Annotated in this window: 18 protein-coding genes and 1 tRNA gene; 10 read left to right on the top strand and 9 right to left on the bottom strand. The window is 61.2% G+C overall.

Annotated elements, in window-relative coordinates; translation table 11 throughout:
- Nucleotides 1–114: 114 nt before the first annotated feature.
- Nucleotides 115–984 carry an ATP-binding protein gene (locus tag ACQ5BM_RS24655; protein ID WP_429817071.1) on the bottom strand — a complete coding sequence of 290 codons (870 nt, stop codon included), beginning with the start codon at nt 982–984 and terminating at the stop codon, nt 115–117.
- A gap of 291 nt (nt 985–1,275) precedes the next feature.
- Between ACQ5BM_RS24655 and yajC the strand changes: the two genes are divergently transcribed.
- From yajC to ACQ5BM_RS24680, 5 genes are all read left to right on the top strand, one after another.
- The gene (yajC, locus tag ACQ5BM_RS24660) at nt 1,276–1,611 is read left to right on the top strand and encodes a preprotein translocase subunit YajC (RefSeq protein WP_057255835.1); all 336 of its coding nucleotides are present in this window, start codon (nt 1,276–1,278) and stop codon (nt 1,609–1,611) included.
- A gap of 47 nt (nt 1,612–1,658) precedes the next feature.
- Entirely contained in the window at nt 1,659–4,229 is a 2,571-nt protein-coding gene (gene secDF, locus ACQ5BM_RS24665; protein ID WP_429817073.1) for a protein translocase subunit SecDF, read from the top strand.
- 1 nt (nt 4,230) lies between these two features.
- Nucleotides 4,231–4,617, top strand: a complete 387-nt coding sequence (locus ACQ5BM_RS24670) for an Mth938-like domain-containing protein (RefSeq protein WP_173518123.1) — start codon at nt 4,231–4,233, stop codon at nt 4,615–4,617.
- A gap of 21 nt (nt 4,618–4,638) precedes the next feature.
- Nucleotides 4,639–5,481, top strand: a complete 843-nt coding sequence (locus ACQ5BM_RS24675; protein WP_429817076.1) for a phytoene/squalene synthase family protein — start codon at nt 4,639–4,641, stop codon at nt 5,479–5,481.
- Nucleotides 5,482–5,636: 155 nt separating this feature from the next.
- Nucleotides 5,637–6,104 carry a hypothetical protein gene (locus ACQ5BM_RS24680; protein WP_429817079.1) on the top strand — a complete coding sequence of 156 codons (468 nt, stop codon included), beginning with the start codon at nt 5,637–5,639 and terminating at the stop codon, nt 6,102–6,104.
- Nucleotides 6,105–6,190: 86 nt separating this feature from the next.
- On the opposite strand, the gene trmFO is transcribed toward ACQ5BM_RS24680, so the two are convergent.
- The 3 genes from trmFO to ACQ5BM_RS24695 all read right to left on the bottom strand — a co-directional run bounded on the left by trmFO (nt 6,191) and on the right by ACQ5BM_RS24695 (nt 8,430).
- Nucleotides 6,191–7,609, bottom strand: a complete 1,419-nt coding sequence (gene trmFO / locus ACQ5BM_RS24685; RefSeq protein ID WP_429817082.1) for a methylenetetrahydrofolate--tRNA-(uracil(54)-C(5))-methyltransferase (FADH(2)-oxidizing) TrmFO — start codon at nt 7,607–7,609, stop codon at nt 6,191–6,193.
- 101 nt (nt 7,610–7,710) lie between these two features.
- Complete coding sequence (locus ACQ5BM_RS24690; protein WP_429817085.1) at nt 7,711–7,854, bottom strand: DUF1127 domain-containing protein; 144 nt, start codon at nt 7,852–7,854, stop codon at nt 7,711–7,713.
- 432 nt (nt 7,855–8,286) lie between these two features.
- On the bottom strand, nt 8,287–8,430 hold the full coding sequence (locus ACQ5BM_RS24695) for a DUF1127 domain-containing protein (protein WP_064816990.1): 144 nt from the start codon (nt 8,428–8,430) through the stop codon (nt 8,287–8,289).
- 941 nt (nt 8,431–9,371) lie between these two features.
- Between ACQ5BM_RS24695 and ACQ5BM_RS24700 the strand changes: the two genes are divergently transcribed.
- From ACQ5BM_RS24700 to tig, 4 genes are all read left to right on the top strand, one after another.
- A complete protein-coding gene (locus ACQ5BM_RS24700) occupies nt 9,372–10,481 on the top strand; it encodes a DUF2157 domain-containing protein (protein ID WP_429817087.1) in 1,110 nt (369 codons plus the stop codon).
- A complete protein-coding gene (locus ACQ5BM_RS24705; RefSeq protein ID WP_429817090.1) occupies nt 10,478–11,062 on the top strand; it encodes a GDYXXLXY domain-containing protein in 585 nt (194 codons plus the stop codon). The genes ACQ5BM_RS24700 and ACQ5BM_RS24705 overlap by 4 nt, the downstream gene beginning before the upstream one ends.
- A 183-nt stretch (nt 11,063–11,245) precedes the next feature.
- A tRNA-Leu gene (locus ACQ5BM_RS24710) sits at nt 11,246–11,330 on the top strand.
- A 178-nt stretch (nt 11,331–11,508) separates the two neighbouring features.
- The gene (tig, locus tag ACQ5BM_RS24715; protein WP_429817093.1) at nt 11,509–12,987 is read left to right on the top strand and encodes a trigger factor; all 1,479 of its coding nucleotides are present in this window, start codon (nt 11,509–11,511) and stop codon (nt 12,985–12,987) included.
- Nucleotides 12,988–13,088: 101 nt separating this feature from the next.
- Here the strand turns inward: tig and ACQ5BM_RS24720 are convergent, their stop codons facing one another.
- The gene (locus ACQ5BM_RS24720) at nt 13,089–13,892 is read right to left on the bottom strand and encodes an endonuclease/exonuclease/phosphatase family protein (protein WP_429817212.1); all 804 of its coding nucleotides are present in this window, start codon (nt 13,890–13,892) and stop codon (nt 13,089–13,091) included.
- 170 nt (nt 13,893–14,062) lie between these two features.
- Nucleotides 14,063–15,478 (bottom strand): Si-specific NAD(P)(+) transhydrogenase, encoded by a 1,416-nt coding sequence (gene sthA / locus ACQ5BM_RS24725; protein ID WP_429817096.1) that lies wholly within the window; start codon nt 15,476–15,478, stop codon nt 14,063–14,065.
- Between the two features lie 203 nt (nt 15,479–15,681).
- Here sthA and ACQ5BM_RS24730 point away from each other — a divergent pair, with 203 nt between their 5' ends.
- Complete coding sequence (locus ACQ5BM_RS24730; RefSeq protein ID WP_429817098.1) at nt 15,682–16,725, top strand: magnesium and cobalt transport protein CorA; 1,044 nt, start codon at nt 15,682–15,684, stop codon at nt 16,723–16,725.
- Nucleotides 16,726–16,750: 25 nt separating this feature from the next.
- Here the strand turns inward: ACQ5BM_RS24730 and radC are convergent, their stop codons facing one another.
- Genes radC through sfsA form a run of 3 tightly spaced genes read right to left on the bottom strand, consistent with a single transcriptional unit; the run spans nt 16,751 to nt 19,126 of the window.
- Nucleotides 16,751–17,539 carry a RadC family protein gene (gene radC / locus ACQ5BM_RS24735; protein WP_429817100.1) on the bottom strand — a complete coding sequence of 263 codons (789 nt, stop codon included), beginning with the start codon at nt 17,537–17,539 and terminating at the stop codon, nt 16,751–16,753.
- Nucleotides 17,536–18,375, bottom strand: a complete 840-nt coding sequence (map, locus tag ACQ5BM_RS24740) for a type I methionyl aminopeptidase (RefSeq protein WP_429817102.1) — start codon at nt 18,373–18,375, stop codon at nt 17,536–17,538. The genes radC and map overlap by 4 nt, the downstream gene beginning before the upstream one ends.
- A 31-nt stretch (nt 18,376–18,406) precedes the next feature.
- The gene (gene sfsA, locus ACQ5BM_RS24745) at nt 18,407–19,126 is read right to left on the bottom strand and encodes a DNA/RNA nuclease SfsA (RefSeq protein WP_429817105.1); all 720 of its coding nucleotides are present in this window, start codon (nt 19,124–19,126) and stop codon (nt 18,407–18,409) included.
- Between the last annotated feature and the right edge of the window lie 14 nt (nt 19,127–19,140).

The following is a 19,140-nucleotide window of genomic DNA, read 5'->3' on the forward strand; positions in this document are numbered from 1 at the left end:
CCATTCCTGGTCGGGCGCGATCGAGACGGAAAAACCAAATACCGCCTGTCGGGGCCGACAGGCGGTATTTGTTTGATAGTAGGTCAGATTTGACCAGCGGGGCGATCGCGCAGCCTATGCGTCCAGGCGATGGCGCATGCGTCCGGCAAGATCCTGAATGAACTGCCAGGCGACGCGGCCGGATCTTGCGCCGCGTGTCGTTGCCCATTCGAGCGCTTCCGCGTGCAAGGTCTCGGCCTCGACGGCGAAGCCGTAGTGCTTTGCATAGCCATCGATCATGACAAGGTAGTCTTCCTGGCTGCACTTGTGAAAGCCGAGCCACAGTCCGAAGCGGTCGGACAGCGACACCTTTTCCTCGACGGCCTCGGAAGGGTTGATGGCGGTCGACTGCTCGTTTTCCATCATGTGGCGCGGCAGCAGATGGCGACGGTTCGATGTCGCATAGAGCAGCACGTTCGACGGGCGACCTTCGACGCCACCGTCGAGCACGGCCTTCAGCGATTTGTAGGACGTATCGTCATGATCGAAGGACAGGTCGTCGCAGAAGACGATCACCGGCACCGGTGCAGTCTTAAGGATGTCCATGAGGGCGGGCAGGGTGGCGATATCCTCGCGGTGCACTTCGACGAGCTTGACGGCAACACCGGTCTCGCGGGCGACCTGCGCATGCACCGATTTCACCAGTGATGACTTGCCCATGCCGCGTGCGCCCCAGAGGAGCACGTTGTTGGCAGGAAAGCCCTCGGCGAAGCGCAGCGTATTGTCGAGCAGAATGTCACGGACGTGGTCGACACCGGATATCAGCGACAGTTCGATACGGTTGGGCTTGGCGACCGGTTGCAGATGATGCGTGGCCGGCGCCCAGACGAAGCATTCGGCAGCGTTCCAATCATTGCTTGCTGCGGCTGGACCGGCCATACGCTCGATCGCCGCGGAAAGCTTCTGCATTTCCCTGATGAGAACGTCGATCTTTGCTTCCGGCATCTGTCTATCTCCAACAACTGAATCAATCATTTGGTCGAGCCGCAAGGACGAGGGGCCGCATGAATGGGCACGCGATTGCGACTGTACGGTTAACTGACACCCGGTAGCACGCAGGTTTGCGCTGGAAAAGGCCGCAGAGCCTCGCGCGGGGGGTTCTACTCTTGTCGAAATTGTGTCAGAGGCACAGGAACGGGTAAGGGTGCCGCTGCTTTGCAGAGCGGCCGCGCGCCCCTATATTCCGGCCGATTTGGCGCGGAGGAACCGCCGATATTTGAACTCAAGGAGTGATCGATGTTCATTACCGAAGCTTTTGCGCAGACAGCCGGCGCCCCTTCCACTGGCGGCGCGGACATTCTCATGTCCATCCTGCCGTTCCTGCTGATTTTTGTCGTTATGTATTTTCTGATCATCCGTCCGCAGCGCGCCCAGATGAAGCGCCGCGAGGAGCTGTTGAAGAACATCCGTCGTGGAGATCAGGTAGTGACCGGCGGCGGCATCGTCGGCAAGGTTACGAAGGTCGTCGATGACAACGAGCTTGAAGTCGAAATTGCCGAAGGCGTGAAGATCCGCGTCGTTCGCAGCGGCGTTTCTGAAGTTCGCGTCAAAGGCGAACCTGTGAAAGAATAAGAGACGCGGACAGTCACCATCCGACGAACAACTGGAGCGTTTGAGGCATGCGCAGATTTCCGCCATTGAAACGTATCCTCGTCTGGTTGGTGGCTCTCGCCGGCATCGCCTTTGCCTTGCCGAATGCTCTGACGCGTGAGGAGGTAGCCGGACTACCGTCCTGGATGCCTCATCGCCAGGTGGCGCTCGGCCTCGATCTCCAGGGAGGCTCGCATTTCATGCTGCGGGCCGCGCGCAGCGATATCGTCGCTGAGAGGCTTGAAGCGGTCGCCAGCGAAGTCGGCAAGTCGCTGCGCGACGCCGATATCGCCTATATCGGTCTTTCGGGGGAAGGGCAGTCGATTTCGTTCCGGGTTCGGGACCGTGCGCAACTCTCGGCCGCTCGCGACAAATTGAAGACGCTGACGGCGCCGGTCGAAATCGGTGGCTTCGGCGGAGGGGCAATTTCAGAAGTCGTGTTTGACAGCGCCGCCGAGGATGAGCTCGTCCGTCTGCGCCTGACCGACGAAGGCATCGACTATCGGCTGTCTCTGGCCCTTGATCAGTCTATCGACGTGGTGCGCCGTCGTGTCGCCGAAGTTGGCGTGCTCGAGCCGTTGATCCAGCGCCGCGGCAAGGATCGTCTCATCGTCCAGGTGCCGGGTCTCGACGACCCGCAACGACTGAAAGACCTGCTCAGCCAAAGCGCTCGTCTGACCTTCAGATTGCTGGACACGTCCGTGCCGGTGCAGCGGGCCGTCGAGGGGCAAGTGCCGGCGGGCGCAGAAGTCCTCTATTCCTACGACGATCCGCCGGTTCCCTATCTGGTCCAGAAAGAACCGCTGCTGGCGAGGGCCAGTTTTCTCGCCGCGCAGCCGGAAGCGGATGTTGCAGCAGATACGGCATCGGTCGCGGTCAAGCTCGATGCGGCCTCGCAGCAGCGCGTTACCGCTGTCACGGCGCAGCAGCCGGAGGCGAAGATTGCGATTGTCCTTGATGGCCAAGTAGCCGCAACGCCCAAACTTTCAGACGCGGTCAAGGGCGATACGGCGCGCATTTCTGCCGACCTGCCGGCCGACTCCGCCGCGGATCTCGCCGCCCTCATCAGGACCGGACCGCTCCCGACTCCGCTGACCTTCGTCGAGGAACGGACGGTCGGCCCCGGGGTTGGTAACGATGCGATCGCCGATGGGCTCAAGGCTGGTCTTGTTGCGGCGATTGCCGTGGCCGCTTCGATGATCTTCTTCTACGGCGTTTTCGGCGTCTTTGCCGTGATCGCGCTCGCCTTGAACATCGTCCTGATCCTTGCCGCCCTCTCTGCGTCAGGTGCGACGCTGACCCTGCCGGGGATTGCCGGCATCATCCTGACGATCGGCGTCGCGGTCGATTCGAACGTGCTGATTTACGAGCGTCTGCGTGAAGAGGTTCGCGGTGGCGAGCCGCTGCGTCGCACGATCAACAATGCCTTCTCCCGCGTCTTCAGCAGCATCTTCGACGCCAACCTGACGATGCTGATCGCCAGCGCCATCCTGTTCTACCTCGGTTCCGGGCCGGTGCGCGGTTTCGCCGTAACGCTGGCGATCGGCAGTGTCACGACGCTTTTCACCGCCTATACGGTGACCCGCCTGATCGTGAAGCGCTGGCTTCGGCAGTGGAAGTCGGAGCGTTTGCCGAAGGGCATTCGGACCGGTCGCTTCAGCAATCTGGACATCCGCTTCATGCGGATTCGCAATCCGGCGTTCATCCTGATGGCCGCCTTGTCGGCCGCCTCCGTGCTCCTGCTTGCAGGCATCGGGCTCAATCTGGGTGTGGACTTCAAGGGCGGCTCGATCATCGAGCTGCACTCCAAGGGCGGTGCGGTCAACGTCGCCGACCTCCGCACCCGCCTCGACGAGCTGAACTTCGGCGAAGTGCAGGTGCAGCAACTGGGCTCGGGCGAGGATGTGCTCGTTCGGGTGCCGTCTCAAGAAGCGGGCGACAATGCCGAGCAGACCGCAGCCGGCGTCATCAGGACGGAACTGGCCGACGAATACGAGTTCCGTCGTGTCGAAGTGGTCGGTCCCGTTGTCTCGGGCGAACTGACACGCGCCGGAACGATCGGGCTCGGGATTTCCTTCGTGGCGATCCTGCTCTATGTCTGGCTGCGTTTCGAGTGGCGCTTCGCCGTCGGCGCGATCATCGCGACCGTGCACGACGTGCTGCTGACGATCGGCTTCCTGGTGCTGACCGGCATCGAGTTCAATCTCGGCAGCATCGCCGCAGTTCTCACGATCGTCGGCTATTCGTTGAACGATACGGTGGTGATTTACGACCGCATCCGCGAGAACCTCGGCCGCTATCCGCGCATGCCGCTTTCGGTGCTGATCGATACGTCGATCAACCAGACGCTCTCGCGCACGATCCTGACGGCACTGACGACCATCCTGGCGCTCGCTGCGCTTTATCTCTTCGGTGGCGGCCTCATCCGTTCCTTCAGCGTCACCATGCTGTTTGGTGTCGCCGTCGGGACGTTCTCCTCTATCTATATCGCCGGCCCGGTCCTCATCCTCTTCAGGAAGCGGACCGACCACATTCCGGGGGACGAAAACGCGTCCGGCGCGGATACGGGTGCCGCCGGCGCGGCAAAGGGTACAGTTTGAAATGCCCAAGGGTATTGAAATCCGCGAAGCGCATTTTCCGGGCCGTGCGCCAATCGATGCTTATGGCAACGGCGGTTTTCGCTTTGCCGACATGTCGCATCGCGGCTCGATCCTGATGCTGCCCTCGGGCGTCTATGCATGGGACGTGGTGGAAGGCGACCCCTTGGCCGTCGAGAAGTTCCGTAAGGTCATTGATGAGGCAAAAGACATCGAAGTGCTGTTGGTCGGCACCGGCAAGGACATCCGCCCGCTGCCCGCTGACCTGAAGGCGGCGTTGCGTGCCGTCAACGTATCCTCGGATCCGATGAGCACCGGGGCTGCGGTTCGCACCTACAACGTGATGCTGGCCGAATCGCGTGCAGTCGCCGTCGCGCTGATCGCCGTTTGATCGGGATCCGAGGAAGACGACGTGCAAGACATTTCCGCTCAGATCCTGGCCGACCTCAGGGACACGGACCGCGATCGTTATCTCGCCTGCCTGCTGGCGCCCGCCGACAAGCAGCGCTCGCTCGCCGCGCTTTATGCCTTCAGCGCCGAGATCGCGCGAATTCGCGATCTCGTGCATGAGCCGATTCCAGGCGAAATCCGCATGCAATGGTGGCGCGATCTCATTGGCAACAGTGCAGGCTCCGGCGAGGGGCATCCGCTTGCCGAAGCCATTCTCCAGTGCATTCGCGAGCATCGGCTGCCGGTTTCGGTGCTGCAGGACATGATCGACGCTCGGATTTTCGATCTCTATGACGATCCGATGGAAGACCGCTCGGCGCTCGAGGGCTATGCCGGCGAGACCGCCTCGGCTCTGATCCAGCTCTCGTCGCTGGTGCTCGACCCGCAGAATGCAGCAAAGTCCGCGGAAGCCGCCGGCCACGCCGGCGTCGCGCAGACTGTCGCCGGTCTCCTGATGCTGTTGCCGCTGCATCTGAAACGTGGTCAAGTCTATTTACCGGCAGAACTGCTGCGCGCGACCGGCCTCGATCGAGAAGGGCTCATCGCCGGGGAGGACGCCGACGGAATCAGCCGGGCCATTCGGGCCTTCGCCGGGTTCGGACGAGACCACCTTGCCAAGGCTCGAGCGCTAATGGCTACGATCTCGCCGGCGAACTTTCCCGCCTTCGTGCCGCTTGCGTTGGCCGAGCCGGTCTTCGATCGAGCTGAGGCGGCTGGCGCCGGACTTTTGAAGACGCCCATTCGTCCGGCGCAATGGCGGCGGCAATGGTGGATGTGGCGCGCCGCCCGGCGTCGTCGCTTTTAGCGCGTCAAGGCAGCCGGTCGAGGCGGAGCGGCTACCGGTCAAAAGCCCGATGCGTTCGGTTTAAGCGCCCCGACGGGACGACACATTGGCACAAGCCTCGCAGCGTATAGAAGCGTTTTATCGGCGTCACGCCGAGCGAAGGGGAGCGCCCGCGGATGCTTTGGTCATTGCTCATCGCCGTCATCGTACTGGCCGGCGCATTCTACATGTGGATGAACGCCCGCGCCGAGCGGGATTGGGACAATCCCGATGCGGGCTCTGCGATGGTTGAATTCGGCCGTGCTTTTCCGGACGAGGCGATCCGTGCGCTGCATTCCACCGCGGATCGGAAGGCGATATTCCTGAGGCTGCACGACGGCAAGGCGGGCTTCATCCAATCGCACGGGACGCACTATGTCTGCCATGTGATCCAGCCTGGAAAGGTGCGGGTGAACAGCTCCGAGAGCGGCCGTGGGCTGATCGTGCATTTCCCCGACTTTGCCTATCTGGACAACGCCTTCGAGTTTCAAAACGCGGGCGAGGCGGCCGAAGTTTCCTTGTGGCTGCTCGGAAGCTTCAACCCGAAATCGGAATTTACGCAGGCCGATTCCGAACCGTCCCCGACGGCGCAGGCGAGCGAATAGCGGTTTCATAGATCCATTCAAAATGAAACGGCCCGCTGGCGTCATCGCGAGCGGGCCGTTTTGTTGTCTGGCTTCCTGGTTCGCCGTCAGGCGGGCTTGCCAAGCCATGCGGCGCAATCGGCGAGGGCGCGCGACGCTGTCGCCTGCTTCTTAGCAACGGCTTTTTCCTTGCCACGGAAGCGCTTGGCGCCCTCCGGCTTGGTGATTGCGCCCGGTTCGAGCGGCGGGAACAGGCCGAAATTGACGTTCATCGGCTGGAACGAACGCTTGCCCGGCTCATCGTCGGAGACGATGTGCCCGCCGGTGATGTGGTTGAGCAGCGCGCCGAAGGCGGTAGTGGCCGGCGGTGCAGTCAATGCCTCGCCCTTGCGCTCGGCAGCGGCGAAGCGGCCGGCAAGGAGGCCGATGCTGGCGCTTTCGACATAGCCTTCGCAGCCGGTGATCTGTCCGGCAAAGCGCAGGCCCGGCCGCGATTTCAGCGTCAATGTTCCGTCGAGCAGCGTCGGCGAATTGATGTAGGTGTTGCGATGCAAGCCGCCGAGGCGGGCGAACTCGGCATTCTCCAGGCCCGGGATCATGCGGAAGACTTCCGCCTGAGCGCCGTACTTCAGCTTCGTCTGGAAGCCGACCATGTTGTAGAGCGTGCCAAGCGCATTGTCCTGGCGTAGCTGTACGACGGCATAGGGCTTGACCGCAGGGTTGTGGGCATTGGTGAGGCCCATCGGCTTCATCGGCCCGTGGCGCAGCGTCTCGCGGCCGCGCTCGGCCATCACCTCGATCGGCAGGCAGCCGTCGAAATAGGGCGTGCCTTCCCATTCCTTGAAGCCGGTCTTGTCGCCGGCGATCAGCGCGTCGACGAAGGCGTTGTACTGCTCCTCGGTCATCGGGCAGTTGATGTAGTCCTTGCCGGTGCCGCCGGGGCCGACCTTGTCGTAGCGCGATTGGTACCAGCAGACATCCATGTCGATCGTCTCGGTGTAGACGATCGGTGCGATGGCGTCGAAGAAGGCGAGCGCGTCGGCGCCTGTTTCCTTGCGGATTGCTTCGGCAAGATCGGGCGCCGTCAGCGGGCCGGTTGCGATGACGGCCAGGTCCCACTCCTTCGCCGGCAGGCCGGTGATTTCTTCTCGCACGACTGTGATCAGCGGATGGGCAGCGATCGCCGCGCTGACCGCGTCGGAAAAGCCGTCCCGGTCCACCGCAAGCGCGCCGCCGGCCGGAACCTGGTTGGCGTCGGCGGATTTCATGATCAGCGAGCCGGCGAGGCGCATTTCCGCGTGCAGGACGCCCACCGCATTGCTGGTCGCGTCATCCGAGCGGAACGAGTTGGAACAGACGAGTTCGGCAAGGCCGTCGGTCTTGTGCGCATCGGTGCCGCGCACGCCGCGCATCTCATGCAGGATGACCGGTACGCCAGCCTCGGCGATCTGCCAGGCGGCTTCCGAACCGGCAAGGCCGCCGCCGATGACATGGATGGGAGAGTGGGAAGTGGTGTCTTTGCTCATGGCCGGCTTCCTATCACGGCTCGGCCCTTCGTTCCAATGTCAATAAGTGAAAACGGCGCCCCGAAGGACGCCGTTTTGAAAGTCAGTTCGAACCGTTCGGATTAACGGAAGGAGCGAGCCGCAATGTTGTGGATGTCGTAGCGGGTGATGCCGATGTCATTGAGAGCGTGGTTCGACAGGTTGCCAAGCTCGCTGACGGTGCGGCGGTAGTTGATCCAGCTTTTTGCGATACGAATCGGGTTCATGGCTTTTTTCCTCAAAATCAGTTTGTCGCGACAGCCATCTGTCTGCGTCGTTGAGGTCCTTATACGCTTGTCTAATTAGAACGTGGAGTGCAAAGAAAATGCAGCTGCTATGCATTTGTGCAGTGCATCGCCGCATAGATGGGCACCGCTTCAAAAGGCGGCATCAATTAACGATTGATTAAAATGCTATTTTCTCTGCGCTAAGCATCTGTGTCTTAAATATTTTTTTGAAATCGTGGGCGCGCTCGCAGCACCTTTGACGAGCGTGGCACGTGTTATTCCGCCGATCGTTGTCGCCCCAAATCTCAAGTGCTTCTCGCAAGTGCGAAGGCGTGTTGGGATATCCGCAATTTGGGCAACGAAAAACGCCCCCCGGAATGAACCGGAGGGCGCTTTTACTGGACGTCGGTTGCGCTTGAAGCGCAGCCTGAATTACTTGATCGCCTGGCGAGCAACATACGGGATGTCGCCGCGGCCGATGCCGAGGTCGCTGAGCTCCCGGTCGGTCATGCGGCCGAGCTCGTTGCAGGTCTGACGATACTTGCGCCAATTGTTGAAAGAACGTGCGAGGTTCATGATCCTATCCTTTCTAGGGTCGTTTGCCAGCGCTCTATCTCTCTTGCTGGCCGTCATCTGATGATCTGAAATATAATCGTTTTGAGCAGAAGTTACAGAGATAATGCTGCATCGCACCCATGCATCAAGCGCAAGCCTCGGCGCGGTCGCAGGGCCACGAATGGCGCTCGATACGCATCGCGCAATCGGAATGTGGTGATTGAAGGTCTTGAACGAAATCAAGGGGCAAAAACAAACAACGCTCGCTGGGGGAGGAGGTCCAGCGAGCGTCGCTTTGTTCTGATCGGCAACCGGGAGGAGGAGTGTCGCCGATCCAAATCGAGGGGCGCTGGGAGGAGGAGTGCGCCGCCGCGATCGATGAGTTGAAGATAGTATGGAGCCGGGCGGAAGGGTAGAGCTGTTCCAGAATGGCACCTATGCGACCAATGCATAGCTTCGGGCGGACGCGACCGTAGTGTGCACGAATATTGTGCAATTGCTCTAGGCGCTGGCTTTCTTGTGGGGGGGAAGACTGAAAAACAATAACGCCCGCTGGGGGAGGAGGTCCAGCGAGCGTCATTTGAAGTGATTGGCAACCGGGAGGAGGAGTGTTGCCAATCTGATCGGAGGAGCGTTGGGAGGAGGAGTACGCTCGTCCGAATTCCGTCGGGTTTCGCCCGGGCCTTTCCCTGCATCCTGAGGCGGTTGGCCAGTTCCGCTGGCGATCGTCTGGCCTACTGCCTTCGTTCGCCTTTGATGATTTGAATATAGGGACTTTAAATCGATTTGTGCAGTGCAATATCTGCATGGAAGATATGCGCATCGCGCAAGCCGTTTGGCAGTCCCTATCGGTGCAGCAGTCGCGCTCGCGACAGAGCGGTTGTATTTCCGCGCCGATACGTGGTTAGTTGGTGACGAAACGGGATCATTTCAAGCATCGGATGCTTAAGGCTGAGGGCAGCATGTATCGCGCGCGTCTCGAGCGAGACTTCAAGCACTGGATCGACAAGGGCCTGCTGCAGGACAATGCCGCACGTGCCATGCTGGCCGAGTACGACGGACGGGAGTCGACCTTCCGAGCCGGGCGCGTCCTGCTCATCCTCGCCGCCCTTCTGCTGTCCGCGTCGATCCTGTTGCTTGTCGCCGCCAATTGGGAGGCGCTGCCGCGTCTGGCGCGGGTTGCCGGCATCGTCGCCCTGATCTGGGGCTTTCATTTTGCCGCTGGCTGGCTGTTGCGCGCCGGCAGGGCGGCCTTTGCCGCCGCAGCGCTGGTCTTGGGGGCGGCGGCCTTTGGCGGCGGTATCGCTCTCATCGGGCAGATGTATCACCTATCGGGCGACGCGGCTGATGCCGCGCTGCTTTGGTTCGTCGGCGCCGGTCTCTCGGCATTCGCATTTCGCTCGGCGACGATGGCAACCGCCGCCGGCGGGCTCGCGTGGTTTTATTTCGCTACGATCTTGACGGAAGGTGCGTTCCCCACGATCTCCGACTGGCACTTGTGGTCCGTACCGGTCCTAGCCGTGATCGTCGTTCTCTTGGTTCGTTTCACGGAAGCGGGCAGGGCTCGCCATCTTGCCTATCTGCTCGTTCTTTCCTGGCTGGCATGGCTCTACCTGGATAGCCCATCGCTTGCTTTTGCCGCTGGCCTCGCTGCTCTCGGCCTTGCGGCCTTTCTGGTCGCGACCCTGCCGGGTTCGCCCCTGCGCCAACTTGCGCTCGATGCCGGTTCGGCACCCGCCTTCTACTCCTTTGCGCTCACCCTGCTTGGTTTCACAGGGCTTCAATATGAGGCCGTCGGGGTGACGAGCGAGATCGCGACCGGGGCAGGCACATTGCTGGTGGCGCTCCTCGGCATTGCGCTTGCTGGAGCGCAGAATGGGGCGGTGCGCTATCTTGGCTATGTCGCCTTTGCCGGAGAGCTTCTCTACCTCGCCTTCGAAACCTTGGGATCTATGCTCGGCACATCGGGCTTCTTCCTGATTTCAGGGCTGGTCGTCGCGTGCATCGCGTGGCTGGTCATTCGCATCGAAGGGCACATGGCGCGGACGCGCCAGGCGGAGGTTTCGCAATGAGCGGCGCATCGAATAAGCGTTGGCTGAACCCGCTGCTTGCCGCCCTGCTTGTCGCGGGCGCCCAGACGGCCGCACTCGGCTACATGATCGAGAGCAGAGCCTCGATCCTCAGAAGCGGGCGGGACGTCCTTCTGAAAACCGTGCCCGTTGATCCGCGTGACCTGCTCAGGGGCGACTACGTTATCCTGAGCTACGATATTTCCAGGCTGCAGCCCGAGTTGTTCAAGGGTACCCTTCCGACGCAGTCGGGTGAGGTGGTGCTTTATGTCCGACTGGAAAAGCAGCCCGACGGTTTCTGGACGGCGACGGAAGCGTCGTTCCAACCCTTGCCGCCCGTTGGCGACAGCGTCGTACTCCGCTCGCTTCCATTTTCGTACTATCCGTCGTCGCCTCCTGCCGTAGTGAATGTCGACTACGGCATAGAGCGCTTCTACGTGCCGGAGGGCGAAGGGCGCACATTGGAGGAGGCGCGCAATGCCGAGGCGCTTTCGGTCAACATCCGCGTTGATGGAAAGGGCAGTGCGCAGATCCGCGAGATCGCGGTCAACGGAAGCCCGGTCTACGAAGAGCCGCTCTATTGAGGCTTGGTCGTCGTGCCCCGTCCCAACGTGAAATTCCGCATTTTCCCTTTGATCCCGCGAAAACGAGTGATATAGAGACGCCGCGCTCGGGAAAGCCGTGAACTTTCAGCATGCCCATTGTATCCGCGGGATTCCGCTGGTTGGACTTGCGGGAATACGATCAGGCGGTGCGATTGTCTGAACGCGGGTATGGTGAAATTGGTAGACACGCCAGATTTAGGTTCTGGTGCCGCAAGGCGTGGGAGTTCAAGTCTCTCTACCCGCACCAGACAGGGATCGCGCCTAAAGTCCGGATTCTGCAGGGATGAAGGGGGCTGGAGTGCCATTTTGCTTGCAAAACGGTTGCAGAACTGCGTAAAGCCACTCCCGGCAAATGGATCGGCTCACGTGCTCGCCAGACCTTATGAAGGGGAAGAGCACAGTCAACGTGAAATGAAGGTTTGAACATGCAGGTTATCGAAACGCTCGCTCAAGGGCTGAAGCGCGAACTCAAGGTCGTTATCCCGGCCAAGGACATGGAAGCTCGGATGAACGAGCGCCTGGCCGAAGTGAAGGACCGCGTTCGCATCAACGGCTTCCGTCCGGGCAAGGTGCCGGTTGCGCACCTGAAGAAGGTCTATGGCAAGTCGATCATGGCTGACCTCGTCAACGAGATCGTCCGCGACAAGCCGACCGAGATCCTGTCCGGCCGCGGCGAAAAGTCGGCGACCCAGCCGGAAGTCGCAATGACCGAGGACGAGGCCGAAGCCAACAAGATCCTCAACGCGGAAGCTGACCTCGAGTTCACCGTCGCCTACGAAATCATCCCGGCGATCGAACTCAAGGACGTCAGCGGCATCAAGGTGACCCGCGAAATCGTTGAAATCGCTGACGAAGAAGTCAACGAACAGATCCTGCGTATCGCCGAAAGCGCCCGCAGCTACGAATCGAAGAAGGGCAAGGCTGCCAACGGCGACCGCGTCACCATCGATTACCTCGGCAAGGTCGACGGCGTAGCCTTCGACGGCGGCAAGGACGAGGACGCTGAGCTGGTTCTCGGCTCCAACCGCTTCATCCCGGGCTTCGAAGAGCAGCTCGTCGGCGTCAAGGCTGGCGACGAGAAGACGATCACCGTCACCTTCCCGGCTGACTACCCGGCTGCAAACCTCGCCGGCAAGGAAGCGACCTTCGACATCACCGTCAAGGACGTCGCTGCTGCCCAGGACATCGAAATCAACGACGAACTGGCCACCAAGCTCGGCCTCGAATCGGCTGACAAGCTGAAGGAAATCGTCCGCGGCCAGATCGAAAGCCAGTACGGCAACCTGACCCGCCAGAAGGTCAAGCGTCAGATCCTCGACCAGCTCGACGAACTCTACAAGTTCGAAACGCCGGAGCGCCTCGTCGAAGCCGAGTTCGAAAACATCTGGCGCCAGATCAACACCGACCTGCAGCAGGCCGGCAAGACCTTCGCTGACGAAGAAACCACCGAAGAAGAAGCCCGCGCCGAATACCGCAAGCTCGCAGAGCGCCGCGTCCGCCTCGGTCTCGTTCTCTCGGAAATCGGCGAAAAGGCCGGCGTCCAGGTCAGCGACGACGAACTGCAGCGTTCGCTGTTCGAGCAGCTTCGCCAGTTCCCGGGCCAGGAAAAGCAGATCCTCGACTACTTCAAGAACACCCCCGGCGCCGCTGCATCGCTCCGCGCTCCGCTGTTCGAAGAAAAGGTCGTCGACCACCTGCTCGGCGAAATCTCGGTAACCGACAAGACGGTTTCCAAGGAAGAGCTGACGGCTGACGACGAAGAAGGCGAAGGCAAGGCTGCCAAGAAGGCTCCGGCCAAGAAGAAGGCTGCTGCCAAGGCTGAAGCCGCTGAAGGCGAAGAAGCCGCGGCTCCGAAGAAGAAGGCTCCGGCCAAGAAGAAGGCTGCTGACGACAGCGCCGAGTAATCGGACCGAAGCCTCAGGAATCGAAAAGCCCTGCCGCTCGCGGCAGGGCTTTTTCGTTGGACGCCGGGGAGGCGGATCTATTCCGGTCTCAGCGGCGTGACCTAGCCGATGTCGAGCAGCAGGGCGCGGTGGTCGGACACTTCCGGCTGCGCGACAACCTCGAACCGGGCGGCATCGACGTCACCATTCACGAGCATGTAGTCGGCAAAGCGGCCGCTTTTCAGATAATGCGACGTTCGAGTGTCCGTGTGGCCTTGGGAGACCACAAGGTCGATAAGCCCAAGCCGCCCGAGTGCCTGGAAGGTAACGCTGTCGGGAAGCACGTTGAAGTCGCCGCACACGACGAGCCGCTCGCCTCCCGGCCAGACCTGACGGATGAGCGCCACAAGCGCATCCGCTTGCGCGTGCCGCGCCGCCGTGTCGTTCTTGCCATCGATTTCTCTCAGCCCATGCATCTGTGCAATGGTGATCGCAGCGCCGATGTCGTGATCGAACAGGCGGATGCAATGCGCATTCCGTGCTCGTGGATGTGGTCCCCACCCGCCGGATGAAAAGCCGCCATGCACGAAGCCGAGCGCCTGGCCGATGACGGAATGCGTCCGTCGGACGAAGGTTGCGAGGCCAAATTCCGAGGCCACGGACCTGTCGCCGTCGAAAAGCGTGCCGCGCGCGGTCGGGCAGAAGAAGCCATCATGGCCCGGAAGCGCTGCCGCGATCTCGTCGAAGAGGTTTGCGCGCTGCGGCAGTACGACATCCGCATCGCGATAAGTCAGCCACTCGGCTTCCGTGGCCGGCGAACGCGCGATCTCCTGCAGGCACAGGACATCGGCATCGACCTGCGAGAGATAATTCATCAACGGGGAATGGAGCTTGCCGCCCCAGGCATTGAGCGAAAGGATGCGCATGACGTTCATGTCTCTTTATCAGGAGCGACAAAGCTACCTGATTCGTGAGCAGGGTGGGCATGCGCGCGACATACGCGATCAGTGACAGCGGAACTGCGTTCGTCACTTATCAAATCGGACGCCATGGCCCGCCGTATGGCTTTGATGCGCTCAGATCTGTCGGCTGCGGCTTACGCTTTCGGCAGCTCCTGCTTGATCTCGCCCATGCGGTTCCATGCATCCAGGCCGGCAATCTTGTAGGCCTCGGCAAGTGTCGGGTAGTTGAAGGTGTTCTCGACGAAATACTCGACCGTGCCCTTGAGGTTCAACACGGCCTGGCCGATGTGAACCAGCTCGGTCGCGCCTTCGCCGATGATGTGCACGCCGAGCAAACGGCGAGTCTTCATCGAGAAGATCATCTTCAGCAAGCCGGAATCGAGCCCCATGATGTGACCGCGCGAGGTCTCGCGGAAGCGGGCAATCCCGCATTCATAGGGGATGCCGCGTTCCTTGACCTCTTCTTCCGAAAGGCCGCAGGTGGAGATTTCCGGTACCGCGTAGATGCCGTAGGGGAAATACTTCTGCGGTTCCATCGCGATTGCGCCGACGGCAACGCGCGCCGCGATCCGGCCCTGTTCCATGGAGGTCGAGGCGAGACTCGGAAAGCCGACTACATCGCCGGCGGCATAGATGTTCGGCACCGAGGTCTGGAACGTCTCGGGATTGACCTTGAGCCGTCCGCGGTTGTCGGCATCGAGTCCGGCTGCAGGCAGGTTCAGCGTGTCGGTCGCGCCCATGCGTCCGGCAGCGAAGAGGACCATGTCGGTGACGATCTTTCGACCGTTGTCGAGCGTCAGCAGAACCTTACCGTCATCGAGCCGCTCGACCTTGTCGGCCTTCTGTCCGAGATGCAGCTTCATGTTGCGGTCGCGCAGTTGGTAGGTGAAATCCTCGACGATCTCCTTGTCGATGAAGTCGAGCATCGTGGTCTTGGGGTCGATCACCGTGACATGCGTGTCCAACGCGCTGAAGATCGTCGCGTATTCGATACCGACGACGCCGGCGCCGATGACCACGAGTGAGCGCGGCAGTTCCGCGATGTCGAGCAGTTCGTCACTGTCGAGGACGGTCTTGCCGTCGAAAGGCATGTAGTCCGGACGGAAGGGCTTCGTGCCGACGGCAAGCATGATGTTGGTCGCTGAAACGAGCAGGGTCTCGCCGTCGTCTTTCACGACCTCGAGCGTGGTCGGATTGACGAAGCTTGCCTTGCCGCGCATCTGCTGCACGCGGTTGCGGGCAAACTGGTGCTCGAGAACCTCGACCTCGTGATTGAGGGTGATGATCAGCCGCTGCCTGAGATCGTCGGCGCTGATCTCCTGCTTCACGCGATAGGCACGCCCGTAGAAGCCGCGCTCGCGCCAACCGGAAAGATTGAGTGCCGTCTCCCGTAGGGTCTTGGAGGGGATCGTACCCGTATGTACCGAAACGCCGCCGACGCGCTTTCCCTGTTCGATGACGAGAACCTTCTTGCCGAGCTTGGCAGCCTGGATGGCGCCGCGGCGGCCGGCGGGCCCGCTTCCGACGACGATGAGATCGAACTGGTTCATGGGCATTTCCGTTTGAAGGGAGGAATCGTTGTGCATCGCAAAAATTCTCGCTTGCAAGCGTCTATACCGTCAATGGCACGGTTTGATGAAGTGGTTTTCATAGCCGAAACAGCCGGATGAGAATATAAGGGAATGTGCGTATGCTTGGCTTCGTTACGACATGCCGAGCCCCATCGGTGTCGTATTTGCCTGGGAGGCTGACGATGGGATTGGAGCTTACGAACAGGGCGGTGCCGCCACTCGACGAGGAGGGCACAACTGCACAGCCCACGCATCGACCGGGGGTCGTCGCGGCGGCGGTTTATGAGAACGGCGTAAGGCTGCGCGATATCCGGATCGAAGATGCGGGCAAGTGGCGGTCGCGGCCAGGCGCGGTGATCTGGATTGGCCTGCACGAGCCCGATGCGGATCTGCTTCACCAGTTGCAACGAGAGTTTGACCTCCACGATCTGGCCATCGAGGATGCCGGCAAGGCGCACCAACGGCCGAAACTGGAGATCTATGGCGACTCGATCTTCGTCGTGGCCCGCACCGCCCACATGGTGGGCGATGAGATCGCTTTCGGCGAGACCCATCTCTTCGTCGGCCGAGGCTATGTCGTCTCCGTCAGGCACGGCGCGTCCACGTCCTACATGGCAGTGCGTCAGCGTTGCGAATCTTCGCCGTCTGCGCTCGCCCATGGCGAAAACTACATCCTCTATTCGATCCTCGATTTCATCGTCGACAACTACATGCCGGTGATCGAGGCGATCCATGAGGAGGTGGAGGAACTGGAAGATCGGCTGTTGCGCGAGCGATTGGTCAAGCGTGATGTCGAGCGTCTTTATCTGCTTCGCCGCAACCTCCTGAGACTGCGCAACGCCGTCTTGCCGCTTGTCGATGTCTGCCGCAGGCACGAACACATCGATCTTCCCGGGATGGATGCCGCGCTGCAGCCGCTCTTTCGCGATGTGACCGACCACGTGCGCCGTGTCCAGGAGGATATCGACGCGCTGCGCGAGGTTCTCGCCTTCACCTTCGAGGCGAGCCTGATGATCGGACAATCCGAACAGACGGAGATTTCCCGCAAACTCGCGTCGTGGGCGGCGATCCTCGCCGTGCCGACAGCGATTGCCGGCATCTACGGCATGAATTTCGACGACATGCCGGAGCTGAAGTTCCGCTACGGCTATTTCGTCGTATTGGCGGTGATCATCGGACTGTGCGGCACGCTCTATCGCTTCTTCCGACGCGCGAAATGGCTGTAGGCCAAAGCACTTCCGGAACCGCTTCTCAGAATAGCCGCAGGCCCTTCAGGCTGACATGCCCATCCTTGCCGATGATGATGTGATCGTGGACGGCGATGCCGAGCGGCTTCGCGGTTTCGACGATCAGCTTGGTCATGTCGATATCGGCACGTGACGGCGTAGGGTCGCCGGACGGATGATTGTGGACGAGAATGATCGCGGTCGCGGAGAGTTCGAGTGCGCGCTTGACCACTTCACGCGGATAAACCGGCGTATGGTCGATCGTGCCCGTCTGCTGCACCTCGTCGGCGATCAACGCGTTGCGCTTGTCGAGAAAGAGGATGCGGAACTGTTCCTTGGTCTCATAGGCCATTGCCGCATGGCAATAATCAATGACGGCGCTCCAGGAGGAGAGAAGGTGCTTTTGCCGAAGCTCGCTCTTCAGGGTGCGGTGACCGATGGTGGAGATCAGCTTGAGATCGAGAGCAACGGTCTCGCCGATACCGTCCACCTCCTGCAACAGCCCGATCGGTGCGCCGAAGACGCCGGCAAGCGTTCCGAAACGGCTGATGAGCGCTTTGGCGATCGGTTTGGTATCCTTGCGCGGGATTAGCCGAAACAACAGCATTTCCAGGATTTCGTAGTCGGCAAGCGCCGCGTCGCCGTGCTCGCGGTAGCGCGCCCGCAACCGGTCGCGATGACCATGATAATGCGCTTCGGGCGCCGGCGCCTTCTTGGGCGCAGATTCTCTGTCCAATTGCAGTTGCGGAAAAAACGTCCTTTCGTCCGCCGACAGCGCTTCATCGCCCTCAGGGGAGATCGGACGCTTCGTCATGCGGCGCCGACGTTGTTGAGGCCCGGCTTGAACAGGCCGGCGGGCGACAGCGTGAAGATTTCGCATCCCTCGGCGGTCACGCCGACCGTGTGCTCGTATTGCGCCGAAAGCGACCGGTCGCGGGTAACGGCGGTCCAGCCATCCGAAAGCACTTTCACATGCGGACGGCCGAGATTGATCATCGGCTCGATGGTGAAGATCATGCCCTCACGCAATTCGGGGCCTTCATTGGCGCGGCCGTAGTGCAGGATGTTCGGCGCATCGTGAAAGAGCTTGCCAACACCGTGGCCGCAGAAATCGCGCACCACCGAGCAGCGCTCCGCTTCGGCATAGCTCTGGATCGCCTCGCCGATGGCGCCGGTGCGTGCGCCCGGGCGTACGGCGGCAATGCCGCGCATCAGGCTTTCATGGGTGACATCGAGCAGCCGCTCGGCCGCGCGTTTGATCTCGCCGACCGGATACATGCGGCTCGAGTCGCCATGCCAGCCATCGACGACATAGGTGACGTCGATATTGACGATGTCGCCTTCGCGCAGCGGCTTGTCGTTGGGAATCCCGTGACAGACGACGTGATTGATCGAGGTGCAGGAGGACTTCGTGTAGCCACGGTAGTTCAGCGTCGCGGGCAGGGCGCCATTGTCCATGCCGAACTCGAAGACGAAGCGGTCGATCTCATCGGTCGTGACGCCCGGCTGAACGCGCGAGACGAGTTCGTCGAGGCAGCGCGCCGTTACCTGGCAGGCCTTGCGCATGCCCTCGAAACCTTCCGGTCCGTAGAGCCGGATAACGCCGGTGTTTTTATAGGGGGCAGACCCTGCCTCGATGTAAGTCACCATTCCAAAGCTTTCATTTGTTCCAAGTCGGATTTCATAGAGCAGCGAGGGCCGCTTCGTCCACTGCCATCAACCCGGTCGGACGGATTTGGGTCGGCGAAACCTGACATTTGATCGCATAGGCCTCGACCCCGCGTGCCATGGCGCGATCAAAGGCCTGCGCATAGGCCGGGTCGAAGTCGCGGCAGATTCGCAAGCGGTCGCAGTCGCCGCGCTGTACGAGATAGATCATGACGGCGCGATGGCCGCCTTCGACCATGTCGCCTAGCTCGTCGAGATGCTTGGCGCCGCGTGCCGTCGGGCTATCCGGAAACTCGGCGAGACCGGGCCTGCGGCTGAAATGCACGTTCTTCACCTCGACATAGGCAAGGCCGCGAACGGGGTCGGTGAGCAAGATATCGATCCGCGAATTGCGGCCGTATTTCTGTTCCCGCGCTAAGTCTTGGTACAGGTGCAGGTCGGAAACGAGGCCCAGCCGAATGGCTTCCTCGGCGAGCCGGTTTGGCAAGCCGGTATTGATCCCGACGAGCGTGCCGTCGGCTTCGACGATTTCGAGCATGTGACGGTATTTCCGCGTCGGGCTGTCGTGTTCCGACATCCATATACGTGAGCCCGGCGTCGTCAGACCGCGCATCGAGCCGGTGTTCGGGCAGGATCCGGTCAAGGCTGTGCCGTCCGGCTGGACCGCATCGAAGAGAAAGCGCTTGTAGCGCTGCACGAGGGTTGCCTGTGCGAGCGGCGGATCGAAGATCAAGATATGTCCTGCAA

Source organism: Ensifer sp. B1-9, from assembly GCF_050474445.1.
In the GTDB taxonomy this organism is placed as follows: Bacteria; Pseudomonadota; Alphaproteobacteria; order Rhizobiales; family Rhizobiaceae; genus Ensifer.

Bases quoted from the DNA above. Each gene is read 5' to 3' on its own strand.
- ACQ5BM_RS24655 (WP_429817071.1), bottom strand. From the start codon at position 984: ATGCCGGAAGCAAAGATCGACGTTCTCATCAGGGAAATGCAGAAGCTT.
- yajC (WP_057255835.1), top strand. From the start codon at position 1,276: ATGTTCATTACCGAAGCTTTTGCGCAGACAGCCGGCGCCCCTTCCACT.
- secDF (WP_429817073.1), top strand. From the start codon at position 1,659: ATGCGCAGATTTCCGCCATTGAAACGTATCCTCGTCTGGTTGGTGGCT.
- ACQ5BM_RS24670 (WP_173518123.1), top strand. From the start codon at position 4,231: ATGCCCAAGGGTATTGAAATCCGCGAAGCGCATTTTCCGGGCCGTGCG.
- ACQ5BM_RS24680 (WP_429817079.1), top strand. From the start codon at position 5,637: ATGCTTTGGTCATTGCTCATCGCCGTCATCGTACTGGCCGGCGCATTC.
- trmFO (WP_429817082.1), bottom strand. From the start codon at position 7,609: ATGAGCAAAGACACCACTTCCCACTCTCCCATCCATGTCATCGGCGGC.
- ACQ5BM_RS24690 (WP_429817085.1), bottom strand. From the start codon at position 7,854: ATGAACCCGATTCGTATCGCAAAAAGCTGGATCAACTACCGCCGCACC.
- ACQ5BM_RS24695 (WP_064816990.1), bottom strand. From the start codon at position 8,430: ATGAACCTCGCACGTTCTTTCAACAATTGGCGCAAGTATCGTCAGACC.
- ACQ5BM_RS24700 (WP_429817087.1), top strand. From the start codon at position 9,372: ATGTATCGCGCGCGTCTCGAGCGAGACTTCAAGCACTGGATCGACAAG.
- ACQ5BM_RS24705 (WP_429817090.1), top strand. From the start codon at position 10,478: ATGAGCGGCGCATCGAATAAGCGTTGGCTGAACCCGCTGCTTGCCGCC.
- tig (WP_429817093.1), top strand. From the start codon at position 11,509: ATGCAGGTTATCGAAACGCTCGCTCAAGGGCTGAAGCGCGAACTCAAG.
- ACQ5BM_RS24720 (WP_429817212.1), bottom strand. From the start codon at position 13,892: ATGCGCATCCTTTCGCTCAATGCCTGGGGCGGCAAGCTCCATTCCCCG.
- sthA (WP_429817096.1), bottom strand. From the start codon at position 15,478: ATGAACCAGTTCGATCTCATCGTCGTCGGAAGCGGGCCCGCCGGCCGC.
- ACQ5BM_RS24730 (WP_429817098.1), top strand. From the start codon at position 15,682: ATGGGATTGGAGCTTACGAACAGGGCGGTGCCGCCACTCGACGAGGAG.
- radC (WP_429817100.1), bottom strand. From the start codon at position 17,539: ATGACGAAGCGTCCGATCTCCCCTGAGGGCGATGAAGCGCTGTCGGCG.
- map (WP_429817102.1), bottom strand. From the start codon at position 18,375: ATGGTGACTTACATCGAGGCAGGGTCTGCCCCCTATAAAAACACCGGC.